The organism is Nonlabens sp. YIK11, from assembly GCF_001413925.1.
Taxonomy (GTDB): Bacteria; Bacteroidota; Bacteroidia; order Flavobacteriales; family Flavobacteriaceae; genus Nonlabens.
The window spans coordinates 262,407-279,655 of the sequence record NZ_LBMJ01000001.1 but is presented as its reverse complement, the minus strand read 5'-3'; the positions used below and the strand labels follow the sequence as shown (position 1 = coordinate 279,655).

The 17,249-nt window shown below is 40.8% G+C and carries 16 protein-coding genes; 5 read left to right on the top strand and 11 right to left on the bottom strand.

Annotation, left to right across the window (positions count from 1 at the left end; translation table 11 throughout):
- The first annotated feature begins 114 nt into the window (after nt 1-114).
- The 5 genes from AAU57_RS01175 to AAU57_RS01155 all read left to right on the top strand — a co-directional run bounded on the left by AAU57_RS01175 (nt 115) and on the right by AAU57_RS01155 (nt 3,321).
- Entirely contained in the window at nt 115-897 is a 783-nt protein-coding gene (locus AAU57_RS01175) for a MotA/TolQ/ExbB proton channel family protein (protein ID WP_055411179.1), read from the top strand.
- 57 nt (nt 898-954) lie between these two features.
- Nucleotides 955-1,398, top strand: coding sequence for a hypothetical protein (locus tag AAU57_RS01170; protein WP_055411178.1), 444 nt, complete (start codon nt 955-957; stop codon nt 1,396-1,398).
- Between the two features lie 3 nt (nt 1,399-1,401).
- Nucleotides 1,402-2,025 (top strand): ExbD/TolR family protein, encoded by a 624-nt coding sequence (locus tag AAU57_RS01165; protein ID WP_055411177.1) that lies wholly within the window; start codon nt 1,402-1,404, stop codon nt 2,023-2,025.
- Between the two features lie 3 nt (nt 2,026-2,028).
- Nucleotides 2,029-2,514, top strand: a complete 486-nt coding sequence (locus AAU57_RS01160; protein ID WP_055411176.1) for an ExbD/TolR family protein — start codon at nt 2,029-2,031, stop codon at nt 2,512-2,514.
- A gap of 87 nt (nt 2,515-2,601) precedes the next feature.
- Complete coding sequence (locus AAU57_RS01155; protein ID WP_055411175.1) at nt 2,602-3,321, top strand: porin family protein; 720 nt, start codon at nt 2,602-2,604, stop codon at nt 3,319-3,321.
- Here the strand turns inward: AAU57_RS01155 and AAU57_RS01150 are convergent.
- The 11 genes from AAU57_RS01150 to rpsB all read right to left on the bottom strand — a co-directional run bounded on the left by AAU57_RS01150 (nt 3,318) and on the right by rpsB (nt 17,088).
- Entirely contained in the window at nt 3,318-3,920 is a 603-nt protein-coding gene (locus tag AAU57_RS01150) for a hypothetical protein (protein ID WP_156339971.1), read from the bottom strand. The two genes, AAU57_RS01155 and AAU57_RS01150, sit on opposite strands and share 4 nt — an antisense overlap.
- 6 nt (nt 3,921-3,926) lie before the next feature.
- Nucleotides 3,927-5,375, bottom strand: coding sequence for an RNA polymerase factor sigma-54 (gene rpoN, locus AAU57_RS01145; RefSeq protein ID WP_055411173.1), 1,449 nt, complete (start codon nt 5,373-5,375; stop codon nt 3,927-3,929).
- Between the two features lie 140 nt (nt 5,376-5,515).
- A complete protein-coding gene (gene asnS, locus AAU57_RS01140; RefSeq protein WP_055411172.1) occupies nt 5,516-6,964 on the bottom strand; it encodes an asparagine--tRNA ligase in 1,449 nt (482 codons plus the stop codon).
- 145 nt (nt 6,965-7,109) lie between these two features.
- Nucleotides 7,110-9,488, bottom strand: coding sequence for an efflux RND transporter permease subunit (locus tag AAU57_RS01135; RefSeq protein WP_055411171.1), 2,379 nt, complete (start codon nt 9,486-9,488; stop codon nt 7,110-7,112).
- A gap of 83 nt (nt 9,489-9,571) precedes the next feature.
- Nucleotides 9,572-11,761: a DUF5686 family protein gene (locus AAU57_RS01130; protein WP_055411170.1), complete on the bottom strand. Its 2,190-nt coding sequence runs from the start codon at nt 11,759-11,761 to the stop codon at nt 9,572-9,574.
- Nucleotides 11,762-11,895: 134 nt separating this feature from the next.
- The gene (frr, locus tag AAU57_RS01125; protein WP_055411169.1) at nt 11,896-12,450 is read right to left on the bottom strand and encodes a ribosome recycling factor; all 555 of its coding nucleotides are present in this window, start codon (nt 12,448-12,450) and stop codon (nt 11,896-11,898) included.
- A 42-nt stretch (nt 12,451-12,492) separates the two neighbouring features.
- The gene (gene pyrH, locus AAU57_RS01120) at nt 12,493-13,200 is read right to left on the bottom strand and encodes a UMP kinase (protein WP_055411168.1); all 708 of its coding nucleotides are present in this window, start codon (nt 13,198-13,200) and stop codon (nt 12,493-12,495) included.
- A gap of 60 nt (nt 13,201-13,260) precedes the next feature.
- Entirely contained in the window at nt 13,261-14,220 is a 960-nt protein-coding gene (locus tag AAU57_RS01115) for a hypothetical protein (protein ID WP_156339970.1), read from the bottom strand.
- Nucleotides 14,221-14,270: 50 nt separating this feature from the next.
- Nucleotides 14,271-15,176, bottom strand: coding sequence for a hypothetical protein (locus AAU57_RS01110; protein ID WP_055411166.1), 906 nt, complete (start codon nt 15,174-15,176; stop codon nt 14,271-14,273).
- Nucleotides 15,177-15,290: 114 nt separating this feature from the next.
- The gene (tsf, locus tag AAU57_RS01105) at nt 15,291-16,253 is read right to left on the bottom strand and encodes a translation elongation factor Ts (protein WP_055411165.1); all 963 of its coding nucleotides are present in this window, start codon (nt 16,251-16,253) and stop codon (nt 15,291-15,293) included.
- A gap of 37 nt (nt 16,254-16,290) precedes the next feature.
- The gene (gene rpsB, locus AAU57_RS01100; RefSeq protein ID WP_055411164.1) at nt 16,291-17,088 is read right to left on the bottom strand and encodes a 30S ribosomal protein S2; all 798 of its coding nucleotides are present in this window, start codon (nt 17,086-17,088) and stop codon (nt 16,291-16,293) included.
- Nucleotides 17,089-17,249 lie beyond the last annotated feature (161 nt).

Below are 17,249 nucleotides of genomic sequence, written 5' to 3'. Positions count from 1 at the left end.
CAAAAAAAATATTGGTAAAAATCCTATAGAAATAGGTTTGAGGTTCGGTTTTACCGCAATAAATTATATATTTAGCCCTTTATTAGAAAAATCACATAATCAATAAATCTTCAAATGAAACGATCACTTTCAATTTTGTTCATGGCAGTTGTAATGATACTAGGAATGTCAACTACTGCAACGGCAACTACAACGACTACTAACACAGCGGTTACTGCACTTGTAGCAGCCCAAGATGAACCAGAAACTGTGGAAACAGTTAGTTTTCATCAAGAACTTAAAAAACGATTTATAGAAGGTGGACCTCTATTTATGTCTATCGTACTAGTTTGTTTGATCTTAGGACTTGCTATAGCTATAGAAAGAATTATCTACTTAAACCTTTCTACTACAAACTCTAAGAAATTAGCTGCAGATGTAGAAGAGGCTCTTAAAAGTGGTGGTATTGAAGCTGCCAAAGATGTTTGTCGTAACACAAAAGGTCCTGTTGCATCTATCTATTACCAAGGTCTTGATAGAGCTGACGAAAGCGTAGAGGCTGCTGAGAAGGCAGTTGTAGCTTACGGTGGTGTTCAAATGGGACAACTAGAGAAGAATGTATCATGGGTTTCCCTATTTATTGCTCTTGCTCCTATGCTTGGGTTCATGGGTACGGTAATAGGTATGATCAAGTCCTTTGATAGTATTGCAGAGGCTGGAACTATGGAGCCTGCTCTTGTTGCAACTGGTATTAAGGTAGCACTTTTGACAACTGTATTTGGTTTGATCGTTGCGATTATCCTGCAGATTTTCTATAACTATATCGTTGCTAAAATCGATAGTATCGTGAACGATATGGAAGATGCTTCTATTACTCTTATCGATATTCTTGTAGATTACAAGAACGGTAAGCTGTAATTAACCCTTAATCAATACTTAATCATGATTGCACATAAAGTATTAAAATATTTATCAATGGCGTTGTGCCTTATCGCAGCCGTATTCTTTATATACGCGCTTAGTGTAGGTGATGATCCCATCCAGATGGATGAGGACGGCGTTCAAGGTATGACCGTAGTCCCTATGATGTACATTGCTTACATAGTAATGGCGATAATTATAGGTCTTGTAGCGGTTTTTGTAGTTATCAATTTATTTACAAAACCTGGTGCTCTTAAAAGTGCTGCCGTGTCAGTTGGCATAATGCTTGTTATCATTTTATTGGCGTATTTCGTATTTGCTGATAATAGTACACTAGATCCTGCAACAGGAAAACAAGTGATGCTTGATGACGGTGAAGCACTTACCGCTGGCGATTCACAATGGATCGGCGCTGCGCTCTGGACGTTCTACATTATCGGTATCCTAGCGATAGGATCGATCTTGTGGGCTGGAGCAACTAAACTTGTAAAAAAATAAATTATGGCTAAAAGATCTGCACCCGAAGTTAATGCTGGATCTATGGCAGATATCGCATTTCTTCTATTGATATTCTTCCTGGTTACAACAACCATTGAAGTTGATAGTGGTATTCAAAGTAAACTGCCGCCACCTGTACCGGATGAGGTTACTCCACCAAAAATCAAAATGAAGAATATCTTCCAGGTTCTAGTTAACCAAGACAACCGTCTTTTGGTTGAAAATGAGGACATGGAGATCAAAGATTTAACTGCTGCTGCAGTAAAATTTTTGGATAACGGTGGTGGTGAAGGACCTGCTGGATGTGCTTATTGTGAAGGTGAGCGTGATCCTGAAAGTTCGGACAATCCAGATAAGGCTGTAATTTCTTTAGTAAATGACCGTCAAGCAACGTACAACACTTATGTGACTGTATATAACGAATTGGTGCGTGCTTATACAATCCTACGTAATAGAGAGTCTAACAAGAGATACAACGAATCTTATGAGGATATGTATCTGCGCTACAAGGAATGGCCTGAAACCGAAAAGGAAACTCCAGAATACGAAAAGTTAGAAGAGCAAGTCAACTTGATCCGTGATCTTTTTCCATTGAAGTTGTCTGAAGCTGAACCACAAGAATCATAAATTATGTCAAAGTTTAAAAAACAAAAAAGTGGTGACTTACCTGCGATCTCTACAGCATCGCTTCCAGATATCGTTTTCATGCTTTTGTTCTTTTTCATGGTAGCAACCGTGATGAGAGAAGATGAGTTGAAGATTGAGAATAAGTTGCCTAATGCTAATCAGGTTGAAAAACTCGAGAGCAAGAATAAACTGATATACATCTACATAGGAAAGCCTAGTGCACAATACCAAAAAACCTATGGTGTTACTGACGTAATTCAATTAGGAGACAAGATTTCTACAGTTGAAGAGGTTCAAACGTATGTAAATACAAAGCGTAACGATATGCCTGAAGATATTCAGGATGAAATGATGGTTTCTCTTAAGGTAGATAGTGGCTCTAAAGTTGGAGTACTTACCGATGTGAAACAGGAATTGCGTGAGGCTATGGCGTTAAAAATTAACTACACCGCAAAGAATGGTGATCCTATGCGTAACGTTAAGAAATAAGTCGTGATTCAATTATTAAAAAACCATCCTGATCTTCAGGATGGTTTTTTTGTTTAAAGTAACTGCGAGTTAGTCTATATTTAAGTAATGAAGTCACTACTGTTTACATTCTCGTTTCTTTTCATCAGCCTAGCGTGGGCGCAGCCAGCAGATCTTCCTAGCGATGAGAATGCGATTCCAGAAGTTGTAGATAGTTTGTATCGAGAAGATCAATTCTATTTAGGACTATCGTTCAATCTGGTGGTGAATGACCCGTCTAGCTTTTCCCAAAATGGTTTTTCTGGTGGGTTGCACTTCGGTTTTATTAGAGATATGCCTATCAATGAACGACGTAATGTGGCTCTTGGAGTTGGTTTAGGTTTATCTTCCAATACCTACAACTCTAACTTGGTCATCGGTGAAACCGTCAACGAGCGAACCGTATTCAGGACAATTGAAAACATTCAGGACAACTCTGATGCCAATAGGTTTAGTACAAATTTGGTAGAAGTCCCAATACAATTTAGGTGGCGTACATCCACTCCTACGACATTTAATTTTTGGCGTATCTACCCTGGATTTAAAGTAGGTTACATGTACTTTTTTAGATCTACTTTTAAAGACGGTGATTTTTTAATCCGTCAGACTGATGTCCCAGAACTCAATAGATTGAGATACCATGCAACTCTGGCTATAGGTAATGGTAGTTTCAATGCCTTTGTCAATTATAGTCTCAATGATATGTTTGATAAAAATGCAGTCACCGTTGATGGAGACGATGTAGGACTGCAGATCATCAAATTTGGTATCGAGTTTTATTTCCTTTAAATATAGTAAGCGGCCACCACCACCTGAACCGCAATACCCATCACGGTACCAAAAATCAATTCTGCTGGAGAATGTGCTTTCATGGATAGTCTTGAGGTTGCTGTCAATCCTGTAGCAATGGCGAGGCCTATCACATAATAGATCAAATCTACTTTAAGATAGAATCCCAATAGAATTACAAATGCTAACGCTCCAGCCATTCCCATCATGTGCAAACTGATCTTAAATTGAAACAGCGCCAAAATAAGCGCGATAATGGTGGACATCAAGATGCCAATAAAAAAGAAGTAAAGAGGCATGAACATACCATCGTTGAAAGCTAATTTTACAATGGTAATAATTAATATTCCATATATCAGTAATGGGATCAAACGCTCCTTTGTAGAAGATAGATGAATGCTATCTGCTAATTTTAAGGAGTATAATACGGCATATAAAAGTAATGGTATGCCAACAGTAAATAAGGCGATGATGTAAAGCTTAAGCTTTATAACAGGATCTGAAAAACTACCTGCATAGCTCAAGAACCAAAAGGAAATTGCCAACGGCACTAACAATGGACTTGATATAAAACTCCAGACCCTCAAGAACCATTTCATGGTGGATTAAATTTCTTTGCGTAAACGCGCTACGGGAATATCGAGCTGCTCTCGATACTTGGCAACGGTTCTACGGGCAATGGGATATCCCTTTTCCTTGAGTATTTCGGCAAGACGTTGATCAGTTAGAGGTTTTCTTTTGCTCTCATCACCAATGACCGTTTCCAGTATTTTTTTGATCTCACGGGTGGAGACTTCCTCTCCATCTGTATTGGTCATGGACTCAGAGAAGAATTCCTTGATCAATTTTGTCCCGTAAGGTGTATCAACATATTTGCTGTTAGCAACCCTAGAGACGGTAGAAACGTCCATTTGAATCTCGTCTGCAATATCCTTGAGAATCATGGGTCGCAAATTGCGCTCGTCACCGGTCATGAAATACTCCTTTTGATAATTCATGATGGAGGACATGGTCATAAACAAGGTTTCTTGACGTTGCTTAATAGCCTCTATAAACCATTTTGCGCCATCAAGTTTCTGCTTGATAAACATGACCGCATCTTTTTGCGACTTGGTCTTTTCCTTTGCTTCTTTATAGCCTTTCAACATGTTGGAATAATCGCGGCTCACATGCAATTCTGGAGTGTTGCGACCATTAAGGGTCAGTTCCAGCTCGCCATCTTTAATTCTTATGGTAAAATCTGGTACGACTTGTTCTACAATACGAGTGGAACCACCAGCGTAGGAACTACCAGGCTTAGGGTTCAAATGACTTATTTCTTCAATCACGTCGCGCAAATCATCTTCTGTGATATGATATTTTGCGATCAGTTTTTTATAGTGTTTCTTGCTAAAAGCATCAAAGGAATCTCGAACGATTTTAAGAGCAAGTTCGGTAGCTGGGTTGTTACGCTTTCGCGAAAGCTGAATCACCAGACACTCCTGTAAATCTCTAGCACCAACACCGGCAGGATCTAACTGGTGAACAATCTTGAGCACTTTCTCCACCTTTTCTACCGTAGTGTAAATATTCATGGTAAAGGCAAGATCATCTGTAATATCCTCGAGGCTGCGTCTTATATATCCGCTATTGTCAATGCTTCCCACGAGAAACTCTGCAATGCCTTGATCTTCTTCACTCAACCTTCTGGTATTAAGCTGATCTTTTAAAGATTGTGTAAAAGACTTTCCTGAAGCGTAAGGTATGCTGGTCTCCTCATCATCAGAGCTGTAGTTGTTAGCTCTCGTTCGGTACTCTGGAATCTCATCATCACTCAAATAATCATCCACATTGATGTCCGGCTCTGGAGCATCGTCGTATTCATTCTCGTTGGAAAATTCATCATACTCATCGTCGCTTTTTTCCTTGCCATTGTCCAAAGCAGGATTCTCTTCCAGCTCAGATTTGACACGTTGTTCAAAAGCCTGCGTGGGCAGCTGGATCAACTTCATGAGTTGGATCTGCTGCGGCGATAGCTTTTGCGAAAGCTTAAAATTTAAGGACTGTTTAAGCATGATAGATGTACTTGACTAGTAAAAATAAAGAAACCCAGTTTTATAAATCCCATTGAAACTATAAATGTTAAGGTATGGAATTGCTCAACATAAAAATAGCCTGTCAGTGACAGGCTATTATTTCTATTCGTTTCTTGTTATTAAAACGCAGCATTACCAGGCGTACGTGGATAAGGAATCACGTCCCTGATATTTGTCATTCCAGTCACGAACAACACCAATCGTTCAAAACCAAGTCCAAAACCACTGTGTGTCACACTACCAAATTTGCGCATCTCCAGATACCACCACAATTCCTCTTCTGGAATGCCCATAGTTTCCATCTTCTTTTTTAAAACATCATAACGTTCCTCACGCTGGGAACCACCTACGATTTCTCCTATTCCTGGGAACAGGATATCCATAGCTCTTACGGTCTCGCGTCCATCTTTATCCTTCTCGTTCAAACGCATGTAGAATGCCTTTATTTTTGCAGGATAGTCAAATAAAATCACCGGACACTTAAAATGCTTTTCTACAAGAAAACGCTCATGCTCAGACTGTAGGTCTGCGCCCCATTCTTCAATGAGGTATTGGAACTTCTTTTTCTTGTTGGGCTTTGAGCTTTTTAAGATCTCGATGGCCTCAGTATAAGAAACTCTCTTGAAGTTGTTTTTAAGTACAAATTCTAGTTTTTCACGCAGTGGCATCGGGCTGCGATCTGCTTCTGGTTTTGACTTTTCTTCTTGCGCCAGACGGTTTTCCAGGAACTCAATATCCTCAGCGCAATTTTTCATGGCGTATTCGATCACGTCCTTGATAAAATCCTCGGCAAGATCCATGTTGTCCTGCAAGTCATTGAAGGCGACCTCTGGCTCAATCATCCAGAATTCTGCCAGGTGGCGTGAAGTATTGGAGTTTTCTGCTCTAAAGGTTGGTCCAAAGGTATATACCTGTCCCAATCCTATCGCATAGGTTTCGGCTTCCAGCTGTCCAGAAACGGTCAGGTTGGATTCCTTGCCAAAAAAATCTTGTTTGTAATCCACCTTGCCATCTTCAGTCAGTGGCGTGTTTTTGGGATCGAGCGTCGTTACTCTAAACATTTCGCCAGCACCTTCGGCATCACTACCGGTTAGGATAGGCGTGTGGGCTTGATAAAAACCCTTTTCCTGAAAGTATCTGTGCACTGCAAAAGACAACGCTGCACGCACGCGCATCACGGCACCAAAGGTGTTGGTACGCACTCTCAAGTGAGCTTGCTCTCTTAAGGTCTCCAGATTGTGACGCTTAGGCGACAGCACGGTTTTCTTGACATCCTCTGGATCTGCAGGTGCTAAAATTTTGACCGCTGTGGTCTGCAACTCTACTTTCTGGCCGCTACCGGCACTTTCCACCAGCGTTCCTGTCACAGCTACAGCTGCGGCAATATTGATTTGATCCAACAGTTCGCGATCAAAATCTTCTGGCTCGATCACACATTGTAGATTTGCCAGACAGGAGCCATCATTTAAGGCGATGAAACGGTCGTTTCTAAAACTGCGCACCCAACCTTTAACGGTTATCTCGTGCAATGATGGATCTGATTTAAGTAGCGCGTCTATTCTCTTCATGGTTGATTTTTCTCGTGCCGACAAATATAAATTTTATGAAAGCTATAATCAACGTAGAAAGCTATAAATCCTGCGATGGGATCCTGTAAAAGAGTAATGAGGTGGATGATGTATTCGCTTTCGCGAAAGCGAACTCACTCAGCGGCTACTCTTCTTCATCACCATCCTTGGCAATGATTGGAAATGCCGGCTTTTTGATGGTTTCCTTATTACTGAACTGGCGCTCAAAGGAAAGCAGCATACTGGGCAGAAGCAGAAGGTTTGCCAGCATCGCAAATAGGAGCGTGGCACTGACCAAAGCGCCCAAAGCGACCGTTCCTCCAAAACTGGATATGGTAAACGTGCTAAACCCAAAGAACAGGACGATGGACGTGTAAAACATACTCACGCCAGTTTCCCGCAAGGCACCGTAAACCGATTTCTTGATTTTCCAGTCATTGGCAATGAGTTCCTGACGGTATTTGGCCAGAAAGTGAATGGTGTCATCCACCGAAATCCCGAACGCGATCGAGAAAACCAGAATCGTTGATGGCTTAATGGGAACACCTATAAAACCCATCAAACCTGCGGTTATCAATAACGGCAATAGATTGGGAATGAGCGATACCAAAATCATCTTATACGAACGGAACATGAATGCCATAAAAACGGCGATCAGAATAATCGCGAGCGAAAGCGAAATGATTAGATTGTTGATTAGATAATTCGTTCCTTTTTGAAAAACCAGCGCCTTACCAGTGATTAGCGTATCGTAGCTTTCTGCTGGGAAAATGGTGTTGACCTGTGCAATCAGGTTTTCTTCCACACGTTCCATACGGTCGGTGCCCATGTCTTTCATAAACGTGGTCACTCTGGCAATCTGGCCTGTACTGTCCACATAACTGGACATAAGACCGATGTCCGTGCCGCTGCTTTGCATCAATGGCGCCATAAACATACGTTCATTGCTGGTAGGTAAATCATAGAATTCTGGATCACCACCATAGAATGCCTGTTTGGAGTATTTAACGAGACTTACTACGGACAGCGGTCTGGAAAGTTCTGGCGTTTCTATGATATGTTCCTCGAGACGTTCAAGTTTCTTAAGGTTTTTGGATTTGGTAACACCTTCTTTGGATCTAGTGTCCACTAATATTTCCACTGGCATGATGCCGTCAAAACTTTCTTCAAAGAATTTGATGTCCTTATAAAATTGTGCGCCTTTAGGCATGTCTTCAATCAAGCTACCAGATATTCTAATCTGATACATTCCTATAAAACTGGCAATCAATACGGCCACACTGGAAATGTAAATGGCAATTCTATGGTTGCGCACCATGTTTTCCATCCAGTCTACAAAGGCGCCTATCCATCTTTTTCTTAGATGTTCTAAGTGGCGTTCCTTAGGTAATGGTAAATAACTGTAGATGATGGGAATCACCATCAAGCTAATGAGGAATATGGAAATAATACATATTGAGGCCACAATACCAAATTCCTTAAGCAATGTACTTTCTGTAAAGATGAACGTAGCAAAACCGCTGGCCGTAGTAATATTGGTCATTAAGGTGGCATTACCTACTTTAGTAATTACGCGTTGCAGAGATTTTGCTTGGTTCCCGTGTTTTTTGATCTCTTGCTGGTATTTGTTGATCAGGAAAATGCAGTTGGGAATTCCAATCACGATGATCAACGGTGGTATCAAAGCCGTCAGGACAGTGATCTCGTATTGCAGCAATCCAAGTATCCCGAATGCCCACATGACACCTATGACTACGGTAATGATGGATATAAATGTCGCTCGCCAGGATCTAAAGAAAAAGAAGAAAATACCCGATGTAATAAGCAATGCCGCCAAAAGGAAAATGCCAATCTCATCAACGATGTTTTTTGCATTAAGCGTCCTGATGTAAGGCATCCCAGAAACTTTAATATGCAGATTTTGTGCGTCTATTAGCGGTTGTAAGTGGTCCAGGACAAAATCCTTGCGTGCCTGCGTGTTGACGATTTCCTTTTTAAGGTAGATCGCTGTTCTTATGACACTATCCTTTTCAGAATAAATCAGGTTTTTATAAAAGGGTAGCTCACTGTAAAGCTTTTTCTTGATGGTGTCCAGCTCCTTATTAGAAGTGATCTTGCGATCGACAAAGGGTTGGATCTCAAAGGAGGATCCATCTTCAGATTTAACGAGCTCTAGAAGATTTGCGGTGGAAAGTACGAGATCTACTTCAGGAAATGTAGCGATACTATCGGCTAACTGGTTCCACGCATTGAACTTATCAAAGCTGTCCAGTTGGGAATTTTCCACACCCAAGATGATGAGATTACCTTCTTCACCAAATTGTGCTAAAAATTGATTGTACTCAACATTAACAGGATGATCGTCTGGTAGTAGATTGGCTTCAGTATGTGTGAATCGCAGGTTTTTCCATTGCGTGGATAATGCAATGGTGGCAATTCCTAGAACCACTAGAATAAGGATTCTATTGCGCAGGATCAGTCTTGCGACATAGTTCCAAAAACCAAAACTTAATAACTTATGCATAGATAAAAGCAGTATGCAAAGGTACTGCTTAAAGCAATGCTAGTGTAGGACGACTGGCAGAATTATAAGGTTTACCATCAGGCTTAAAGCTCTAGGTAAAAGGTGAATTTGATGGAAAGATTATCTTCAAATTCTGGTAGGTGATAGGCGCCATAGCGGTAGGCGGCGCTTAGACCAAAACCAAATAAGAGCTTGTTAAGTTCAAAACCACTTTCCAGATAACCTTTCTCCAAAGTGTCGAACTCAATATTGAGATGTTGCTGTTGATCATTTAATTGGCCTATGGCATATCTGGTAATCAACACCAGTTCTGGCTGTAAGTAAGGAGCGATCTTAAACGGCGCAAACTCATGCTTGACTTGTCCTATCGCGATTTTATCAGAGAAAAATTCATTGAAATACATGGTCTCAAAACTGCGGCGACCCGCTACTGAAAATCGCTGGAAAAGAGCATCCTTATTAGGTGCGTTGGGATAGGCGTGAAATAAATGCGTTAAAGGAACCTCGCCACTGGCATAGTGACCTTCTACTGAAAATTCTGTATTGGAATTGTTGGAATGCAGCCTGGTGTAAGAAGCTTTTGCTGACACCTTCACATAATTAAAATCAGATTCCAGCACGTCCTTAAACCCTTTTGTGAGTTGTGCGCTCAATACCGGGAAACCTTTGATGCTTTCTTCATAGCCATTGGGTGTTCGCATGAACTCACTATAAGGACTCCATCGTGCCCCAACTTTCAGCTCCGTTAATGCATAGCGCTCAAAGGGTACATCATCAGGCTGAAAAATGTAAGCTGTGGTTTGATCTATTCGCTTTCGCGAAAGCGAAACTTCACTAATCACTGATGGTAACAATCGTTGCTGTAGGGATAAACCATACTCGCGATACAAGTAAAAAGTAGGTATGTTGACCAATCGTGGTTCAAAGAGCGAATAAACTCTGGCATCTGTTAAGAAGGATTCTGCAGCAAACTCTGTAATGTCATCTGTGCGATAAACGTTAAGCCAGGTATTCTTTTCCTTATTGATTCTATAACCAGCGTTGAGATTGTACTTGAACGTCTGGTCTTTTGTACCGTAGGCAACATAGCCACCTAGGCGGTAATGCTCTGATAACTTTTCGTTAGTCGTTCCACCTATTCCTAATCTAAAGGCCTCGTAGTTGTTGTACTTAATGAGGTATTTGAGGTCAATGTCAAAGAATCCAACGGGATAGTAGCCTATTTTGAACTTATCTAGGGTTTCCAGTTTTTTGGTAATGTTTGTCGCCACCACGACACTATCGATGTTTTTATAAGAGGCAAACTCGTCATCGGTATTATTGGCTCTGTCTCTGTAGGGTTCCCAATATTCTGGTGATTTATCGATAGCTTCATCGAGTACTTCTTTGGTAAGACCTTGGCGACCGTAATCTTGGTTCAATTGATTGGTGAAGTTGTAATTGATGGCTTTGATGAATACATAGAGGTCTTCATTTTTCGCTTTGGCCTTGTCGGTTTTTTCTATCCCAACTTCTAGTCTCGCACCGAATAATTCCAGTTCCTTTTTATCCTTTTCCTTCTTGATCGATAGAAAACGCTCTGTATTGAACCACAGGTCCAGATCTTCCTGATATTCAAAATTATGAATGGCCTGTACGTTAAGATCGTTGGAAATACTGTAAACCGCTTTTGCAATTCCAAGAGTTTCTTTATCAATGTAAAGATGGCCTTCCAGTGTTGTTTTATTGCGCTCGTTTGCTGGGATAAAACTAAGTTTTATCACTGGGCGATTGTGGATGATGGAATCGTTGCCTATAGCATATAGATAATTATTTAGGCCTTTTGCACTTATAGGGTTGATGTACTTGTTGTCAAAAATGATATAAGGAGACTGGTAAGCACTGGACGATTGAAAGTTGATGTTGTAAATAGGGTAGACAGGCTCTGCAAAACCGGGCATATCTGCAGCGGTGATCTGTTCTTTAAGGCCGTATTTTTGAGAGTAGATGTAGCTGGATGTCTTTTCTGCATAGAAAACCATAGTCTGCTTGATGGTTTTGCGCAGTTCGGTTTTCTTGTATCCTGGACCAGTGATGGCCTCTGGATCACCAGTGATCTTTAGATTCTCATAGCTCTCATATTGAAACTCAGAAAAGCGTAACTGTGGATTGTTTCTCGCCTTTGCCTTAATGATGTCGTTTATAAACCCAATTTCAGAACTAGAAGCGGGATCTTGTTGACCCATACAAAAACAGCTCACCAGTAAACTGAAAAACAAAAAACAGAACTTCATAGGGAAATTTACAAATGTGATCAAAGCTAATTAAACGCTTAGGATCAGCGGCTTATTATAGGAAGATATTGTGATGTGGCATGGCCAAAAAAAAGCTGGCGACAGCCAGCTTTTACTTGATGGATATTAAAAAATCACACGGTCATGATCTCTTTTTCTTTGACCACGAACATCTCATCGATCTTGGCAATGTATTTATCGGTCAATTTTTGAACATCGTCTTCTGCATTCTTTAAAAGATCTTCAGAAATGTCTAGTTTCTTTAATTCGTTCATAGCTACCTTGCGGTCGTTGCGCACGCCTATTTTTGCTTCTTCGCTTTCAGCTTTTGCTTGTTTTGCTAGCTGAACGCGTCGCTCCTCTGTCAATACAGGAACATTGATGATCACGCTCTCGCCATTATTCATAGGGTTCAAACCTAGGTTGGCAATCATGATTCCTTTTTCGATTTCTGGGATCAATCCCTTTTCCCAAGGCTGGACACTTATCGTGCGAGCATCAGGAGTGTTCACGTTAGCTACTCTGGAAAGTGGCGTCTGGCTACCATAATAATCTACCATTACACCACCTAGCATGGCTGGGCTGGCTTTACCGGCGCGTATATTCAATAATGATTTCTCTAAGTGAGCGATAGCTTTATCCATGTCCTCTTTGGCGCTATCCAAAACAAAATCTACTTCTTCGTTCATGTTATTCTTTTTATAAAACCTGCGGCAAAAGTTTTGCCATTTTTACATCTGTACTTTAGTTCCTATGGATTCTCCTTTGATCAATTTAACCAGATTCCCTGGTGTGTTCATATCAAAAACGATGATGGGCAACTCATTTTCCTGACTCAAAGTAAAGGCTGTGGTATCCATCACTTTAAGACCTTTAGTAAGCACATCATCAAAAGAGATGAAATCAAACTTAGTTGCAGAACTGTCCTTTTCAGGATCTGCTGTATAGATGCCGTCGACTCTGGTACCTTTTAGAATCACATCTGCCTCTATTTCAATAGCTCTTAAAACTGCGGCACTATCTGTTGTGAAATAAGGGTTTCCAGTTCCACCACCAAAGATCACTACACGACCTTTTTCTAAGTGACGCATTGCTTTTCTTCTAATAAAAGGTTCTGCTACCTCATTGATTTGAATGGCGGTTTGCAATCTGGTAGGTATGCCAGCATCCTCACAGGCACTTTGTAATGCCAGACCATTAATGACGGTGGCGAGCATTCCCATATGATCACCTTGAACTCGATCCATACCATTACTGGCTCCTGCGACACCTCTAAAGATGTTACCGCCGCCTATCACAATGGCTACTTCTACACCTTGATTTACTACTTCCTTAATTTCATGGGCATAGTCTGCGAGGCGTTCTGGGTCGATACCGTATTGACGATTTCCCATAAGGGCTTCTCCAGATAGCTTGAGTAATATGCGTTTGTATTTCATAGGATGTGTTGTGTGCGCTGCAAATATAATTTAATCGTACAGAATCAATTCAAACTAGACTTATTCAATTTTGAGTGTCATTTTATATAGTTGGCCATTAGTTTTGGCCTCGTCTTCACCCAGTTTCAAGTTGACGGCCTCGCTGCTCAAGTAATAAACTTCGTCTTTACCTATTGTCTCAAAATAGGTAATCGCTTCTATCTGCGCTCCATTTATCACGGGTAATTTTATACGCTCCACAATTTGCAAGGTGCCGTTTTCCAGTTTTAATATGGCGACAAAGGGATTCAAGCTACTATTGTAACCACAAAGAACGACGCGATTGGATCCATTAAACGTGGCACCGGTCACTAATCCATCCACATCAAGATTCTGTAGGCTGGTGACTTTCTGTTTTTCTTTTATTGTCTCGATCTCATATACATCTGTATTGAAGTTGACCCAATCCTTAGAAAATAGCAGTAGCCGATCTTTCGCATAAACAATCGCCTCGCCATCTAAAGAATGTCTTTGGTTCTGGCGTGTAAAGCTTTGCTGTCCATCATATTCAAAAGTCAATATTTCTGGCTGTACGGCTGGATTTTGAATTTCTGAGATTGGGATTTTATAGATTTTTAAATCCTTACGGTCGCCGTAATTATTACCAATATCAGCGATGTACAAATCTGTGTCACTTATGGCGATGTCTTCCCAGTCGATGTTTGTCATTTCCCGATACTCGATTTGAGACTTAATAATTCCATTAGTTTCTAGAAAGTAGATGACGGGTTTTGCGTCACTGTCATTATGGGTCAAAAGATTACCGTTATAAGTCTCCAAACCTGAGGTTTCGGTGATTTCTAGATCCAGATTGGATACGACTTCAAAAGATGATAAAATTGTCGTGGACGCTAATGATGGAACAGCCTTATCGATGGAGCTGCAAGAATGAATAAAGAGAAGGATCACGACGGGAAAACTCATTTTCAAATTCGTGTAGCCCATCGTTACCATATGTTTGAGAAAATTCAGGATTTTCATATAGTCACTGCGTTTTATAGGTATTTCGCTTTCGCGAAAGCGAACTTATTTTATTCATTCCACTTCAATTCATAAAGATGGGCTGGCAGCACGATCTGGTTGCCGGCAAAGGATCTTGTGAACTGCTCACTGGTCAAGTAATAGGTCGCGACGTTATCGATCATTCCGAAATAGGCGATGCCTTCAATTTGAGAGGCATTAGCAAGCATGCTGGTCAGATTGATTTTGCGTTCCAAAACTGGAGTCTCGCCTTGAATGTTAACGCGTCCTACAAAGGGTGAAAGAGTTGGGCTGTAACCAGTGATAATTATGTCACCTTCTGGACTGCTGGTCGCACCGGTTACCAGGCCACCTACGTTCAATGTTGCCAGCGGCTGTAGGGCGTAGGTTCCTGGTTCCTTGCTTAACTTGTAGATGTTGCTATTTAAGTCGAGCCAATCTTTAGTGAGTATATACAAATCGTTATTTATGGCAACCAGTGCTTCTAGATCATAGCTGGTTTCGTTCAATTCTGTATTGTCAAAGTTGGTTTGATCTGCAAAGGAAAAGGTGATGGTTTCTACGGTTGGATTGGTGTTGTTCAAGTCTGCCCTTTTGATTTTAAAAATCTTCAGATCAGTTTTGTTGCCTAGATTATTGCCTATGTCGCCTATGTACAGAAACTCCTGATCGACGGCGATGTCTTCCCAGTCGCGTATGTCTATATTTTGATAGGTTGTTGTGTTACTTATGGAGCCGTCCTTGAGGATCTGTATTAATTCTGCCTTGCCTCTAATGTCGCTGTGTGTATATAGCAAATCATCAACAGCCACAATCCCTGAAGATTCTGTAATGCTGGAATCAAGCGTTGCAATTTGATCTATTTTGAAAACAGGTTCAATCGCAGCCTGTGCGGTCTTCTCATCAGACTCACAGCTGGCAACTAAGGCTATAAAAAAGAATAGTCTATACGTCATACCGCAAGATAGGACGGCTTGAAATGATAGATGTTAATTTAACTTGAAAGCGCCAACAAAAAAATCCCGTTCCTAACAAAAGGAACGGGATTTTAATATTTATGAAGGTATGACTTAAGCTAGAGAAACTCTCTTGAAGCCTACTACATCTGCATTTTTAGAATCAACATATTCTGCAACTGTTTTCTTGTCATCCATGATGAAGTTCTGGTCCAAAAGAGCCAACTCCTTATCAAGAGTAACGTTGTCAGAAATGAATCGCTCAATTTTACCTGGAATAATTTTGTCCCAGATCGCTTCTGGTTTCCCTTCTGCTTTCAATTCTTGCTCAAAATTAGCTTTGGCATCTGCGATAGCAGCGTCAGTCAATTGAGATCTAGAGATGAACAATGGTACATTGATCAAGTTCTTACCTAGACGACCTCTTTCAATATTATCTTTTTCGATCGCAGCGATACGAGCTTCAGTTTCAGACTTAACGAATTCTGGATCAAAATCTTTATAAGACAATGTAGTTGCTCCCATGGAAGCTACTTGCATGCTTACAGATTTTGCAACTTCTTCCTTGTTTTCGCTCTCTGTCGAAAGACCGGTTAATGCACCAATCTTGCCACCATGAACATAAGCTCCAACATAAGGTGCTTCAAAAACTTCAAAGCCTCCTATTTCTAGTTTTTCACCTATGACACCAGTTTGCTCGATCAACTTTTCTTCAACGGTCATCCCATCAAAGTCTGCTGCAAGAACTTCTTCTTTAGAGTTTTTGTCCAAAGCGATTTCTGCAATTTTATCAGCAAGCTCTACATAAGAGTCATTTTTTGCAACAAAGTCAGTCTCACAATTCAAGGAAAGTAAAATACCTCTTGTATTGTCATCATTGATTTTTGCTACAACCACACCTTCAGATGAATCGCGGTCTGCTCTCTTTGCAGCAACTTTTTGTCCTTTTTTTCTAAGGATGTCAATTGCTTTATCAAAATCACCATCTGCTTCTACAAGGGCCTTTTTACAGTCCATCATACCAGCACCGGTAGTGTTTCTTAGTTTACCTACTTCAGCGGCGGTTATTTTTGCCATTTTGTACGTTTTTTTAATTCTGTATTTACAGAGTTATTTATTCTTCTTCAGATGCTACAGCTTTCTTGGCTGCTTTTTTAGGAGCGTCCTTTTTGTCTGCTTTACCTTCTTTCTTTTTTGGTTGATCGTCATCACCTTTCTCGTTCTTACGATCTTCCAATCCAGCTTTTACAGCATCAGTAACAGATTTGATGATGATTTCAATAGATCTGGATGCATCATCATTAGATGGGATCACATAATCGATATCACGTGGATTTGCATTGGTATCTACCATTGCAAAAATTGGAATACCTAGATTCAAGGCTTCTGCAACAGCGATGTGCTCACGTACGGTATCAACGATAAAAAGAGCTGCTGGCATGCGGGACATGTCAGAGATGGAACCTAAGTTCTTCTCTAATTTTGCACGCATACGGTCTACTTGAAGACGCTCTTTCTTAGAAAGAGTCTCATAGCGACCATCTTTTTTCATACGGTCTACAGTAGCCATCTTCTTAACTGCCTTACGGATGGTTACAAAGTTGGTCAACATTCCACCAGGCCATCTTTCTGTGATGTAAGGCATGCCAGCATCTTTTGCATGTTCTGCAACGATGTCTTTAGCTTGCTTCTTAGTAGCTACAAAAAGGATTTTGCGACCAGATGCAGCGATCTTACGCAATGCAGCGTTAGCTTCATCCAGTTTTGCACTGGTTTTGTAAAGGTTGATGATGTGAATCCCGTTACGTTCCATATAGATATATGGTGCCATGTTGGGATCCCATTTGCGGGTTAGGTGTCCAAAGTGTACACCTGCGTCAAGTAGATCCTTGACCTCAATAGTATTTGCCATTTCTTAAATAGTTTACGTTCTGTCAGATAGCAATGGATTAGTGGTCATTCCATAAGGAAATCGCCTGACCCATTTAGATGCTAAACTAGCATTCGACGGCAATCGAGTTGACAGCAAATTAAAATAATAAATAAAGAACAAAAGTATCGTCCCGCAGTTGC

Excerpts from the sequence above, each read along its gene's own strand:
- AAU57_RS01110 (WP_055411166.1), bottom strand. The coding sequence starts at position 15,176 with ATGACGTATAGACTATTCTTTTTTATAGCCTTAGTTGCCAGCTGTGAG.
- AAU57_RS01115 (WP_156339970.1), bottom strand. The coding sequence starts at position 14,220 with ATGAAAATCCTGAATTTTCTCAAACATATGGTAACGATGGGCTACACG.
- rpsB (WP_055411164.1), bottom strand. The coding sequence starts at position 17,088 with ATGGCAAATACTATTGAGGTCAAGGATCTACTTGACGCAGGTGTACAC.
- frr (WP_055411169.1), bottom strand. The coding sequence starts at position 12,450 with ATGAACGAAGAAGTAGATTTTGTTTTGGATAGCGCCAAAGAGGACATG.
- asnS (WP_055411172.1), bottom strand. The coding sequence starts at position 6,964 with ATGAAGAGAATAGACGCGCTACTTAAATCAGATCCATCATTGCACGAG.
- AAU57_RS01170 (WP_055411178.1), top strand. The coding sequence starts at position 955 with ATGGCGTTGTGCCTTATCGCAGCCGTATTCTTTATATACGCGCTTAGT.
- AAU57_RS01160 (WP_055411176.1), top strand. The coding sequence starts at position 2,029 with ATGTCAAAGTTTAAAAAACAAAAAAGTGGTGACTTACCTGCGATCTCT.
- AAU57_RS01165 (WP_055411177.1), top strand. The coding sequence starts at position 1,402 with ATGGCTAAAAGATCTGCACCCGAAGTTAATGCTGGATCTATGGCAGAT.
- AAU57_RS01175 (WP_055411179.1), top strand. The coding sequence starts at position 115 with ATGAAACGATCACTTTCAATTTTGTTCATGGCAGTTGTAATGATACTA.
- pyrH (WP_055411168.1), bottom strand. The coding sequence starts at position 13,200 with ATGAAATACAAACGCATATTACTCAAGCTATCTGGAGAAGCCCTTATG.
- rpoN (WP_055411173.1), bottom strand. The coding sequence starts at position 5,375 with ATGCTTAAACAGTCCTTAAATTTTAAGCTTTCGCAAAAGCTATCGCCG.
- AAU57_RS01130 (WP_055411170.1), bottom strand. The coding sequence starts at position 11,761 with ATGAAGTTCTGTTTTTTGTTTTTCAGTTTACTGGTGAGCTGTTTTTGT.
- AAU57_RS01155 (WP_055411175.1), top strand. The coding sequence starts at position 2,602 with ATGAAGTCACTACTGTTTACATTCTCGTTTCTTTTCATCAGCCTAGCG.
- AAU57_RS01135 (WP_055411171.1), bottom strand. The coding sequence starts at position 9,488 with ATGCATAAGTTATTAAGTTTTGGTTTTTGGAACTATGTCGCAAGACTG.
- tsf (WP_055411165.1), bottom strand. The coding sequence starts at position 16,253 with ATGGCAAAAATAACCGCCGCTGAAGTAGGTAAACTAAGAAACACTACC.
- AAU57_RS01150 (WP_156339971.1), bottom strand. The coding sequence starts at position 3,920 with ATGAAATGGTTCTTGAGGGTCTGGAGTTTTATATCAAGTCCATTGTTA.